This window comes from Flexithrix dorotheae DSM 6795 (assembly GCF_000379765.1).
In the GTDB taxonomy this organism is placed as follows: Bacteria; Bacteroidota; Bacteroidia; order Cytophagales; family Flammeovirgaceae; genus Flexithrix; species Flexithrix dorotheae.
In genome coordinates this window covers 842895-855706 of sequence record NZ_KB903430.1, presented here as the reverse complement: position 1 = coordinate 855706, position 12812 = coordinate 842895, and the positions used below count along the sequence as shown (strand labels likewise).

The following is a 12812-nucleotide window of genomic DNA, read 5'->3' as shown; positions in this document are numbered from 1 at the left end:
AGCAGGCAATCTATTTATTTTGCTTTTGCCTTTGAAGTTTTGGAAGCTGCTTTTTTCCTTCCTGCTCTTTTTGGCTTTTCAGGCTCAATTACTAATTCTACATCGGAGAAGATTCGGCCACAGTGCTCACAAACAATAATCTTTTTCTTCTCTTTAATGTCAGCTTGTCTTTGAGGAGGTACCATATTAAAGCAACCACCACAAGCCCCTCTTTGTACGTGTACTACAGCAAGGCCATTTTTAGCGTTTTTTCTAATCTTCAGGTAAGAGTTTACCAGTCTTTCTTCAATATTAGACATGGCTTTTTCTCTATCCTGAACTAATTTTTTCTCCTCTAATTCAGTCTCTGCAATGATATTATCAAGTTCTCCTTTCTTGTTGGAAAGGTCTTTTTCCCTTTCTGCCAGCTTCACTTTTGTCTCCTCTACCAAGCCCTTTTTACCATCAATTACCTCTTTGGTCTCTTTGATTTTTTTGTTGAGGATTTGTTTCTCAAGGTCCTGAAGTTCTATTTCCTTAGTAATAGCATCATATTCCCTGTTGTTCCTCACATCCATTTGCTGAGCTTCGTATTTCTCAACAAGCTTTTCAGATTCTTTTATCCCAGCCTTATGTGCTTTTATGTTCTCGTCCAGCTGATCGATCTCATTTTTTATCTTCTGGACCCTTGTTTCATAACCTACAATTTCATCTTCAAGATCCTGAACCTCTTCAGGTAAATCACCTCTTATCTTTTTGATTTCGTCAATCTTAGAATCAATGTTTTGCAGTTTTTCTAAGGCGGCAAGCTTTTGAGCTACTGTATTTTCCATAAATTATCTGGGGTGATAAATAATAAGTTGTTTAAAGTAAGTACTATACTTATATTATTGTGTCTTAGATTCAATCAATCATAATCAATTGGTTTTTAAAACTTTATAAAGACCAAATTGCCTTTACTTATGACCTCCTGAAAATGAATCTGCAAGTTTAGCAAAACTTCCAGAAAAATACCTGATTAAACCGAATTATTTTAAATAAAAGGCGCATAATCAAGTAAATAAATATCTGAAAGAATGATTCAATAAAACCCAGGGAGATCGGCTGTTAAAGTTAAGAGGAAGGAAATTTTCAGGTGAATTTGCAACCTTTTTTACCCTAATACAGTGTAGAATAGTAGAGATGGTAAAATTAACAATTTTATTTTACCATTTTTTATGCTACTTTAGCTTCAACATAAGGAGTTAGACAAATTAAAAAGGTATTTCTCAACAAGGAAATACTGTTTAAATCACACACTACTTGCCCTTCAAGGGTAAAACTTGGTTCAAAAATAAATCAAAAACTAACTGTTGTTGTTACTTATATTAACCAGAAATTGATTTGGGATATTGTAAGTTGTTTGCCATTTAAGATTCGCATACCTACAAAAAATTCTCACTTCAAACCAATAATGGTTTGCTATAATTTTACAACAACTTTTTTCTGTTTTGATTAATTTGAATCGTATGAAGTCTCTTTTAATTTATTCCATTTTTTTCCTGTTGTTTTTTTCTTCATTCACTGAAGTGGATGTAAATCATAATACGTCCGTGCTGGAAAACAGTGCGATAAACGGGATGTATCCGGTAATTACCGAAAGATCCGTCAAAACATTTAATGGGGATTCCATCATTTTGGTAAAAGCCAATGGATTGCCGGCAATTATAGCCCGAAATAACCAGAACGTAAATTCTCTGTTGGAGTTTGCCGGGGTTCCAATGAAGAAATTTGCCAAATACAATGATATAGATGAAATGTTTGCTGATGAACTGATCGTTGGAGCTGTTTATTACCTGAAACCCAAAAGTTCAAAGGCTGAAATAGAATACCATTATGTAAAACCGGGGGAAACCATCTGGGACATTTCACAAATGTATGCCGTGAAACTAAATTCTCTTTTGAGTAAAAACAGAATGACTGAAAATGAAAATTTAGCTCCTGGGAGAAAGTTGTTTTTACGGTCAAAAAGAAGCAGTAAAGTTCAAATAGAAATAAGAGAAGTAACTGAAGACAGTAAAAAAAATGCGAAAGATGCCTGGTTTGACTTAAGAAAAGAATTCGGTCTGCTTCTTCCCAATGAAAAACCAACTGTTAAACCTGAAGTAACAGTAGCAAAACCTGCTATTGATTTAAATAACCCAATTTACATCGTTCAGGAAGGTGATGATATTTTTTCTATTGCCAAAATGTATAACTTAACGGTGCTGGATCTGAGAGACTGGAATAATTTGGGGACTAATTATCAGGTAAAAGCAGGAGACCAAATAAGGGTGAAAGAGCCTCAGGGCGTGCAGTTGCAACAGGTAGAAAACCGAATAGCTATAAAAGAATCTGCTATTATCCTACCTGATTCTATTTCCAGTGCATCTCAGCAGATAGCCCAACCCAATGCCAACAATCCGGTTGCCTTTATGGACCCAGCATTAGGGAACCAGCAGGTAGCACAGCCAGTGGCTACACAACCAGCCGGGAATACTTACGACAACCAGCCAGTGGCTCAAAATTATGCTACTCCGGTAAGTGGCCCCATAGATTATTCTCAGGTAAATGTAAAAACCATTCACCATACAGTAAAAAGGGGAGAAACCATTTATAAACTGGCGAGAACTTATGGAGTAGAACCGGAAGAAATTTTGAATTGGAATGATTTGAAAAAAGGAGCCTGGCTGTATGTTGGGGATAATATTATCATTAAAATGACTAATGATATTCCCGGAAGCCCGAAAGTACATACCGTGAAAGAAGGAGAAACTTTATTTAGCCTGGCAAGGAAATATAAGGTGAGTGTGGATGACCTGAAAACCTGGAATAATCTGCCAGGTGATCAGATTCTGGCAGGTAATGATATGATTGTGAGTGCTATTGGTTATGTGGCCAGCCAGCCACAACTTACACAGCCTCAACCTACTCAGGGAGAATTTCAAAACCCTGCTACTCAGCCAAACTACAATGTGCCTGCTGTACCCAGTGATCCACAAAACCAGGGAGCATTACCGCTACAAAACAATAATCCAGATCAGAACACTGCTGTAAACCCTGCAACTTCCACAGTTCCTAACTATAACCAGCCTGCTCAGCCGAATTACAATCAGCCGGCAGGGACTGCTCCAAATTATAATCAACCTGCTACTGAGCCAGGAGGCTCTGTTTCGGTTCAGGATGAAAATTCAGTTTATCATACCGTACAGGATGGGGACGATATCTATAAATTATCTGCAAAATACAAGGCTACTATCAGTGATTTAAGAAACTGGAATAATTTGCCATTTGGCTCTGAACTAAAAGTGGGAGATAAAATTATTGTAGGGAAAAAAGGAGAAGGCGATTTTCAATAAATATATTTCTTTAACAGTAACAAAACAGCCTGATTAGTTCAATCTAATCAGGCTGTTTTGTTAAGCTACAATATCGCCCTGACTTACTGGCTTTGGTGAAGTTTTATTAAAATGCTTTTTCACGAATTCGTAGGCATTATTAAACAAAATCCCTTCAATTATATCTTTTCTGATATCCAGGTTGCCAAAATACTCTGGCTTTTTTCTGCGAAATTTTTTCAGTTCTACTTCCAGATCGAGTCCGAAATTACCAAATGCGATGGCTGTAGAATACTTATTAACAGGGTCTATATAGCCCTCAAAGTCAGTACCTATGGAAATTCTTTTCCAAATACCCAGCGGATTATCCAGGCGTTTTCGGAAAGGCACTTCCACTATTTTCTTAATTGTTCGGGAAAACGCCTTTATATTATTCCTCTTTCTAAAATTAATCACATTAAAAAGAGTATTGTCCACACCCAGTATTCTGGCATCAAAACTAAGTCCAATCAATCCCTCACTTTCGTGAATGACCTCCACATCTTCCCGGCAAATGTTGATATTCCAGGCATAAAAACCTTCTTTTTTAAAATTATCTCTTTCTAAATCGCCATCCCTCACAAGTTCATCCAGTGTGTTGGCTCCTGAAAATCCAACATGGCTGGCAATTACCGGAATTTTATGTGCGCGATTAGGAGCAAAATTATTGTACTTTTTAATGACGTCATTGTAAAAAGACTGTCTTCCCAAAGCACTCATGTGTTTCACATCTACCAAAATTCTTTTGCTTCCTGTGCCTTCAAGGTTTTCATTTAAACCAAGCATTTCCCTGATAACTTCCAGTCCCTCCGGAGTCATGGGGCCGTTGCACCCTTTCCGCTGGTTAAAAATGAGTTCTGTGACATCCGGAAAGCTATGGGCATGGCCACAAAGGGTATTATCAAAATGGTGGGAAAAAGTGATAAAAAAGACAGGATGTTCCCAATTTTCCTCAGTGCTGGCTTCTCCCTTTAATGCCCTCACCCTTTCTTTCACCTGCTCAATAGAAACATCTGTACCTTTATTTTTTAAATTTCCCACACCAAGTGCATGAATGCCTTCTATGGTGAGTACAATAGCCACTTCCTTTTCCTTTTGAATACTGGCGGTGATGTCCTCATTATTTTTGGCTAAAATATATTTCCCCTTGGATAAGGTGGGTTTATTCTTATCGTAAATCAAAACCAGTGCTGCTTCCTCTTTGTTATCCCGGGATTTGTAAAATTTATATTCAAGTTTCAGTTCCTCAAAATAGTCGTATTCAGGGCTTTGTAAAAAGGCAATTCTTGCTTTGGAAAGCCCTTGGGTTTTGCTTTGTATGATATCCAGCAAGCTGTGCCTTTTCGATTTTCGCTGACCTTCCCCAATGAGTTGTTCATCGAAAAAGCCTTTTTCAAGTGGATATAAAGCACCAAAAACGAGCCTGGTCCCACTTAAAACAAGCTTTCCGAAGTCACATTGACTGTAGCGATAGGCTCTTCCGCCTTTTAACTGCTTTTTTAAACTGGATTGCTCAATGGTCCAGGGGTGAAATTTTTCTTTGTCTAATTCAAGGGAAGTATTTCTCATCCTGTTAAAAGCCCAGCCGGAAGGATGACAATGTAAGTCTGCAATTTGATTAGCCATTTTTAAGAAGATTAAGGTAATGCAATTTAGGTTTAAAAAAAAGATTGTAGGGGCTGGTCGGTAAAATGCAGCAAACTAAATAAAAGTTAGTTTTGGGTTACCTTTGAATTTAAGTAAAAAAATAATGAAGGTCAAAATACATAGGAAATAACTATTATACAACACAGAAATAGTTCCTGGAAACTATATGAGTGGTCGGTGATGATTACCTGCCAACCTGTCCCACAAGATAATTTCATATCTAATTCTAATGGTAGTTCATCATAATTTGATTATTTTAATCTTTTATTGTATAATTTCTTTACTCAATAACTAAGAAATATACAGAGTTTATTTAGATTTAATGGTTTTTTAGAAAAAGAGCATATTTACATACCTCAAGGATTTTTGCAATATGTTCAATAACCATATCGGACTTTTGAGTCCTGGATTTTTTGATTTTTTAACCAACAGGAATGGCTTATACAATTTTGCTTGCGGATGATGAAAAGGTTTCTTTAGTAACTAACCTAAAGTACCTGAAAGACCTGGAGGAAGAGCATTCGATTGTGGGTGCCCCTGATGGCGAAAAAGCCTACGACCTTGCCCTTAAAAAAAAACCAGACCTGATTATTGCAGACTGGATGATGCCTAAAATGACAGGGCTGGACCTTTTGGTAAAGTTGAAAAACAATCCTGATACCAAAGATATTCCCGTAATTATGGTCACAGCCATGGCTACACCCAGTGATTTGGAAAAGGCATTTAAAGCCGGAGTAACGGATTATATCAAGAAGCCGGTTGATAAAATAGAATTGTTGTCCAGAGCCAGGGCTGCGCTAAAATCATATAGTTATTTCAAGGAAATTGTAAAGCAAAAGGAGGATTTAAGGGTTTATAATGAGAAATTGACCAGTGCGGAGAAAAGGCTGGTAGAGTTAAATAACATTAAAGACATTTTCTTTTCCGTAATTTCCATTGATGTAAAAGAACCACTCAATTCTCTTTCGGCTTTTGTGAATTTACTTTTCAAAAACATTAATAATTTCTCTAAAGAAGAAATGAAATATGTGGCTGAAAATATTAAAAATTCACTCAACAGCATCAGTAGCTTAATGGGCAACCTGGTAAAGTGGACCAATGCGGAAAAGGAAAATGAAAAACTGATGCCTACTTCCATCCGGTTAAACCAAATATTGAATAATAGTGTTGATTTTTCCGATCTGAGTATGGCAAAGAAAAACATCAGTATTGAAATTGAGACTGAAGAGGAAGTGAGTGTCCTGATGGATAAAAGTTTAATGGAATCATTCATTAATATTTTTGTAGAAAGTACCACCAGGTTTATAGAGAAAAAGGGGGAAATTATCATCCGGACATACAATGAGGATGATGTATCTTTAATGCAGGTAGATGTAAAGGGATTTAGTGTAAATGAACCACAACTGGAAAATCTTTTTTCCCTTGATTATTATGTGAAAAATGAAGTAAAACCTTTCGAAAAGGGAACAGGTTTAGGTTTTGTATTATGCAAAAAACTGCTGGAAAAAGGAAATGCGTCCATTGAACTAAAAACCCTGGAAGAAGGGGAAATACAGTTTGAAATTAGAATGCCAAAGGGTAGTTAGTTCCCTTTTCTCTCCAAACTCAATCGGGAAGGCGATAAAAAGAAAGCTGAAAAGCAATGGAAATTTTATCTTTTACTTTTATTAATCCCATCATTTTTTCAGGAGCAGTGAGCCCAAAGTCTTTGATATCCAGTTCCACTTCTCCATGAATAAATCTTTCCTGAGCCAATCGCTCCTCTTTTAATATTTTAACCTTTGTTTTTCTTTTTACCCCAGCTACTTCAATTTCTACTTCAAAATAACCAAAGGCACTTTTCTGGGTTAGGGAGCCTTTCCCCGAAGATTGTTTTTGTGGGTGAATATTTAAAAAGTCTATTTTAATTTCAGGGTAGGAGGGTTCATTGAGCAGTTCCCGAAAATCAGAAGTGATCATTTTTTGACCACAATCAAAATTTAGTACGGGGATTTTGAGCAGGGCATTTTCAAAGTAAGTAATTTCATTTTTGGTATTGGAAATGAAAGAAATAGTATCGTTATTATCGAAATCCTCAAGTGTACAGGAGAAATTATTCACATTGGTTTTCCCATGAATAGTTAATTCACTTCTCTCATGCAGCACCACTTGGGTAGTGGTAATATTCCCCGAAAGAGATTGGGAATAACTGCAAAAATGAAAAAAAAGAAATACCCCAAAAAGAAAAAGCTTTCTGAACATAATTAAAAAAATGCCCGGGTTATAAGGTCCGGGCCAAAGTTAAAGTAATTTTTATTTAGAAGCCAATCACAGCTTCAATCATTAATCCATCGAATTCTCCATCCTGGAATACGGCTCCGTTCCAGCCATCACCACTGTAGCTTTGGTTCACATATTCTAATTTTGCCACAATATTTTTGGTTAAAAACCAGCCGCCACCAATATTCAGTCTTGAAATATTTTTATCAGGACCGTTATCTGTATCATTACCTGATACACTATTGTATCGACCTCCTACATATAGTTGCTCCCATGAACCAAACCTGTAAAGCAACTCTGCACCTAATTGTGTATAACTGCCTCCCTCATCACTACCACTGGTTGCAGATTCAAATACGCCAAAAAACTCTAATCCTTTATACTTTACAAATGGATTGATCTGGAATGAAGTAAGCTGGTTAAAACCAGGGTTAAATCTCCCGCTAAAATCATCCCCACCACTATCTACAGTTTCCATTACATGGTAATATCTTGAGCCTGCTCTGTCTCCTGCATAAATATACTTTCGAGTATCACTATTATTAATATACCAGCTTCCTGTTACTCTTAACCTCAAGTCTTCACTCATATCATTATCATATCCAAGTTTTCCATAAAAGGAGAGTTTACTGTCAGCATTTGGATCAGTGATTACACTTTGGTTAAGCTTTCCATTGGAGATGGCAAGCATACCTAACCAGCCATTTTTTCTCAAATAAACTTCTCCAAAAGCCTCGGTGGAAAAAGCATCCATAATGTAATTCCCTACAAACGGATTATAAATAGCTCTGGCATTGTCTGATCGCCTAAAGTGAACATCCCCATAATTGATTTCATCCAAACCTATTTTTACCGTGACCATTTCCATGAGTTCACTTAGAAAATCTTCCTGAATAAAATCTAATTTATCAATAGAAATATGCCCTCCTTTTACCCAGGCTTCTGAATGGTGCCTTGATGATAGATAAGTTCTCAGGTGCATTCTTACTCCGTCTGCTAATTGTACATCAATATTCAGGTTGGCTGTGGGAAGGTTAAAGTTGGTTCCCAGATTTACTAAGGTATCGGAAGTACTTCCGGTAGAGTGGTTAAGTCCCTGAAACTGCATGGCAAAGTCACCTCCAATTCTTACTTTTAGCCCTTCAAATTCAATATCATCTTCTTTCGGGTCTTCGAAAACATTCAGGCCATCAAAACCGGGTACCCTATAGTTCTGGATTTCAGGTTGTAACCCCAGCTTTTTTTGCCCCAGGGCATATTGGCAAAATAATACAGTGAATAATAGCGGTAAAATATATAATTTTTTCATTGGTTTGAATGGTTTTTTAGATAAAATTAATTTAGAGATCATCAATTGCTTTGATGAATACAAAGAAGTAGCCAGTATGATTTTTTAGGATTACAGGAACAAAATCCTATTTTTTTAATACCAGAGAATATTTAATGGTGACATTTGGGTCTACTTTTATGGTCCCCAGCATGGCAGTGGGCGGATCAACTCCGTATTGTGTCATGTCTATTCCCTGTTCTCCGGTAATGGTGATGGTAGTGCCTGATACCGAAGCTTTTCCTTTCAGGTTTACTGAGTTGGTTTTTCCGGCAATAGTAAGGTCACCTTGCACATCCAGATTACTTCCATTAATGCTATTTACTTTCGTTAAATTGAATGTGATTTTAGGGTTCGATTTTTCCTTTAAAGCTTCATAGGTAAGACTGTTCATTTTGCCTTTTCCGCTCTCAATAGATTTTACCACAAACTGGATACTGAGTGAAGATATTTCCTTTATTATATTCCCTTCTGTAGTAATATTGGCGCTTCCGGTTACTTCCTCTACATCACTTTCCCAGTCATGCATGGTGGAACCTCCATTTATTTTTACATCAGTGGATTCATCAACTTTGTATAGCTGGGCCTGAATGAGTCCTGGCAATAAAAAAGCTGCCAGAATAAAAAAAATCTGAATTTTCTTATTCATGAATTTTGTTGTTAAAATTTCGAGAAAATTAGGGTTGGTAAATAGTGAATGAGTAAATCGTATGTAAGTTAAAGTGCAAGTAAAATATTGTCAAGCTTTGATATAAATTTATATTCTACTTGTTTAAAAAGGGTTTTAGTTAATTTGATATGGTAAAATTAGAATTGAGGCAAATGGAAAAAGATGACAATAAACATGAAAAAACATGACTTTTCTCTTAAATGGCAAAGAAGGATTATAGATTGTTATTTCTAATCCACTCCATGGCATCTTCCAGATTATTAAAATATTTTTCTACATATTTTTTCTCTTTATTTTCCTCCCAAACCTGTTGTTGGCTTAAAGAGGAAACCATTTCTTTTGCATTGACATGGGCCAGTCTGGAGGTGAAATATCGTCTGATGGAAAACATAGTGGCAGCCATTTTTTCCTGGAGTTGGACAGAAACGGCAAAGCGAAAGTTCAGGGCATTGTCAATGGCATTTTGATATTTGAGCTCATAAGCCTTATCCATAATGATTTTGGCAAGTGCCAAAAATTTATCATCTGTCAGGTGCTTCGTTTCCTCCGTCCATTCCCAATATAAAATAGAAGCCTCATGATCGGTTTTGATAATTAAATATTCGCTAGTAAAAACTGTTTGCATGAAAAAAAAAGAAGTTTACAAGACTATGAAGATCATTTCAGGAAGGAATTAATCCAACCCGTGAATTAGATAATTTCAATATTGTACTTTCCCAAAAGGCCTGGCAATCCGGCAAGGGAAAACTTAGCCCTTTTTATCTGGTTTAATTCAGGGTCCAGGGCATAATTGCGGGCATTCTGAAAGTCAGTATTTTCAAGAATAGTTCTATCGAAAATGGCTCCGCTCAAATCAGAATTTTCAAAAGTGGCTTTAGTAAGATTGGCCTCTACAAAATCCACTTCATGCAGGCTGCAATGCTTAAATTTAGTGCCTTTCAGGTCGAGCTTATAAAAAGAAGCCAGGTTGAGCTGGCAGGAATAAAAATTAAAGGACAACAGGAATTCATGGCAATCATTAAAATTTAGTCCAAGCAATTTGCAATTGGAAAAGCTCACTTCTCTAAAAGCCGAGTTATTCAGAATCGCATTACTCAGGTTGCAATTTTCAAATTCACATTCTAAAAAAGTAATATTGGAAAGATCAACTTCGCTAAATGAACAATTCACAAATCGGCACATTTCATATTCAGCGATTACCGGTTTAGTGTTTGCAAAATCAATATTTTCGAAAAGTTCGTTGTCAATTATTTTTTTGATCATTTTCTGGTGATGTATTTTCTTTACGGGTGACTCTGTTTTAATTTCCTTAATTTAGGTTCTTGTTTTGGGAGAACTTAGGAATGATGGATTTAGAGGTAAATACCAATGCCTGCATAATCAGCCCTATCACAATCAATATCCCCATTTCCAGCTGAGAAGTGATACTACTGGAGGCAATTATCTGCTTGGAGTTATCGATCAGTTCCTTGCCTTCAAATTGTTGTATGGCAGAAAGGCCATCGAGGCTATTCGAAATTTTTTCGTGAATTAATTCAATTTTTTTCAATTTGCTTGTTTGAGCTTCGGAATCCGCAATTTTAGAAGATTCAAGTATTAATAATTCATTTATTTCTACTTTGAGTTGCTTAAAAATTTCCGCTTCTTTTTCGGTAAGTTTTGTCCCTTCGTATAACAAAAGGAGTGTAGAAACTGAATCGTTCAAAGCTTCATTCTTACTTAAGAAGTTTGAAGATTCTGCAGGAGATTCAGTCAATACTTTTTTTTGGTAGAATAAATGAGAAAACTGGTAAACGTAAATTTCTGCCATTAACCGATCTTCATACATGGAGGAAAATGAATCCTGAAGATCTGAGAAATATTTTTTATCCAGTAAATTTGTTCCGATCACAAGAAGGAAAACAATGCCCAAAGCTATTGCCGCCTTCGCCTTTTGGTTAATAATGTAAGTCCAGTTCATGTTTATTGTCTTTAAATCAAAAATAAACAATTCTGGCTTCAAGATCATGTTTAATTTCTATCTATTTCACTGCTAATACCCACCGGAATGGTTGCCAGGTTCATAAACCTCCTCAACAAGTAAAATTTCAATTGGAATAAAATGGGAAACTCAAACTTTTTAGTAAGCTATAAAAAAAACAAAACCAGGTTAAGAACCTGGTTTTGAAACTACTATCATAACTAAATTTAATCTGACTGGTTGACGGGCTGTTGTTTTTAATATTTTAAAGCTTTCATGACGATTTATCTATATTGAATACTGTTGTAGTATTTCCTTTTTTTCTTAGCGGCTTTGGTTTGGCATTCGGGGCGTGGAGCACATGAGGCGAATAAAAAAGCTATGCCTAAAAAAAATAAAGTTAATCGGGTTTTCATTGAGTTTCAGTTTAACTTTGTAATGTTATTTAAGTTTACTGAATTGTTTAAAATACAGTTACCTTTTATTGTGTATATTACCTTTTGTTAACATAATCTAGGTTGAGAAATAATAATGGAGAAAAGAACAGAACTGGAAAAATTAGGAGAGTTTGGATTAATTAAAAAAATAAAGAATGGGGTGAAAATCTATAACGATAGCACCTACTGTGGGATTGGTGATGATGCTGCTGTGATTAACTCCGGGGAACTTCAGACCATTGTTTCTTCTGACATGCTATTGGAAGGTGTCCACTTCGACCTGAGCTATACCCCTTTAAAACATCTGGGTTATAAAGCAGTGGCTGTAAATGTTTCGGATATTGCGGCCATGAATGCCATTCCCGAGCAAATTACGGTGAATATCGGGCTGAGTAACCGATTTTCGCAAGAGGCTGTAGAGGAGATTTATGAAGGAATTAATATTGCCTGTAAAAATTATAAGGTAGACTTAATTGGCGGAGATACCACTTCCTCCCGATCGGGATTGGTGATTTCTATTACAGCCATTGGCAAGGCCAGAAAGGAAGAAATCACTTATAGAAATACAGCGAAAAAAGGAGATATTATTTGTGCTACTGGCGATCTTGGAGCTGCTTACCTTGGGCTTCAGATACTGGAAAGGGAAAAGCAGGAGTTTTTGGCTAACCCCGAAATGCAGCCTGATTTGGAGAAGAATGAATACCTGGTGATGAGGCAACTGAAGCCAGAGGCCAGAATGGATGTGATCTATGATTTTAGGGAACTGAAACTGAAACCTACTTCCATGATTGATATTTCCGATGGACTTGCTTCTGAACTTTTGCATCTTACGAAAGGGGCAGTTTTAGGGGCTGTTATTTATGAAGATAAACTTCCCATAGAACAAAATACTGCAAGAGTAGCTACTGAAGAATTTAATTTGCCACTGGCCACCTGCATGCTCAATGGAGGTGAGGATTACGAATTGCTTTTCACGGTAGATCAGGGAGATTATGAGAAAATTAAGAACCATCCGGATATCAGTTTTATTGGCTATATGCAGGAAGCCGATAAGGGGGTAAAAATGGTCACCAGAGCCGAACAGTTAATTGATGTAACTGCTCAGGGATTTAAGCACTTTTAGGGTTAAATTCCTAAA

At 36.5% G+C, this 12812-nt stretch carries 11 protein-coding genes; 3 read left to right on the top strand and 8 right to left on the bottom strand.

From position 1 onward, the window contains the following. Window positions 1-14: 14 nt before the first annotated feature. A complete protein-coding gene (locus A3EM_RS0103770; RefSeq protein WP_020526836.1) occupies window positions 15-812 on the bottom strand; it encodes a zinc ribbon domain-containing protein in 798 nt (265 codons plus the stop codon). 675 nt (window positions 813-1487) lie between these two features. Between A3EM_RS0103770 and A3EM_RS0103765 the strand changes: the two genes are divergently transcribed. Then, the gene (locus A3EM_RS0103765) at window positions 1488-3356 is read left to right on the top strand and encodes a LysM peptidoglycan-binding domain-containing protein (protein ID WP_020526835.1); all 1869 of its coding nucleotides are present in this window, start codon (window positions 1488-1490) and stop codon (window positions 3354-3356) included. A 60-nt stretch (window positions 3357-3416) separates the two neighbouring features. On the opposite strand, the gene A3EM_RS0103760 is transcribed toward A3EM_RS0103765, so the two are convergent. Further along, on the bottom strand, window positions 3417-5000 hold the full coding sequence (locus A3EM_RS0103760; protein WP_020526834.1) for an amidohydrolase family protein: 1584 nt from the start codon (window positions 4998-5000) through the stop codon (window positions 3417-3419). 455 nt (window positions 5001-5455) lie between these two features. Between A3EM_RS0103760 and A3EM_RS0103755 the strand changes: the two genes are divergently transcribed. Continuing rightward, complete coding sequence (locus tag A3EM_RS0103755) at window positions 5456-6607, top strand: hybrid sensor histidine kinase/response regulator (RefSeq protein ID WP_020526833.1); 1152 nt, start codon at window positions 5456-5458, stop codon at window positions 6605-6607. Between the two features lie 19 nt (window positions 6608-6626). Here the strand turns inward: A3EM_RS0103755 and A3EM_RS0103750 are convergent, their stop codons facing one another. From A3EM_RS0103750 to A3EM_RS0103725, 6 genes are all read right to left on the bottom strand, one after another. Beyond that, window positions 6627-7262 carry a YceI family protein gene (locus tag A3EM_RS0103750; RefSeq protein ID WP_020526832.1) on the bottom strand — a complete coding sequence of 212 codons (636 nt, stop codon included), beginning with the start codon at window positions 7260-7262 and terminating at the stop codon, window positions 6627-6629. A 55-nt stretch (window positions 7263-7317) separates the two neighbouring features. After that, window positions 7318-8589, bottom strand: a complete 1272-nt coding sequence (locus A3EM_RS0103745; RefSeq protein WP_020526831.1) for a hypothetical protein — start codon at window positions 8587-8589, stop codon at window positions 7318-7320. Window positions 8590-8695: 106 nt separating this feature from the next. Further along, entirely contained in the window at window positions 8696-9256 is a 561-nt protein-coding gene (locus A3EM_RS45485; RefSeq protein ID WP_020526830.1) for a YceI family protein, read from the bottom strand. Window positions 9257-9491: 235 nt separating this feature from the next. Continuing rightward, the gene (locus tag A3EM_RS0103735) at window positions 9492-9902 is read right to left on the bottom strand and encodes a hypothetical protein (protein ID WP_020526829.1); all 411 of its coding nucleotides are present in this window, start codon (window positions 9900-9902) and stop codon (window positions 9492-9494) included. 65 nt (window positions 9903-9967) lie between these two features. Beyond that, on the bottom strand, window positions 9968-10540 hold the full coding sequence (locus tag A3EM_RS0103730) for a pentapeptide repeat-containing protein (protein WP_020526828.1): 573 nt from the start codon (window positions 10538-10540) through the stop codon (window positions 9968-9970). Window positions 10541-10586: 46 nt separating this feature from the next. Then, window positions 10587-11237 (bottom strand): MCP four helix bundle domain-containing protein, encoded by a 651-nt coding sequence (locus tag A3EM_RS0103725; RefSeq protein WP_020526827.1) that lies wholly within the window; start codon window positions 11235-11237, stop codon window positions 10587-10589. Window positions 11238-11768: 531 nt separating this feature from the next. Here A3EM_RS0103725 and thiL point away from each other — a divergent pair. Then, the gene (gene thiL / locus A3EM_RS0103715; protein ID WP_020526825.1) at window positions 11769-12797 is read left to right on the top strand and encodes a thiamine-phosphate kinase; all 1029 of its coding nucleotides are present in this window, start codon (window positions 11769-11771) and stop codon (window positions 12795-12797) included. Window positions 12798-12812 lie beyond the last annotated feature (15 nt).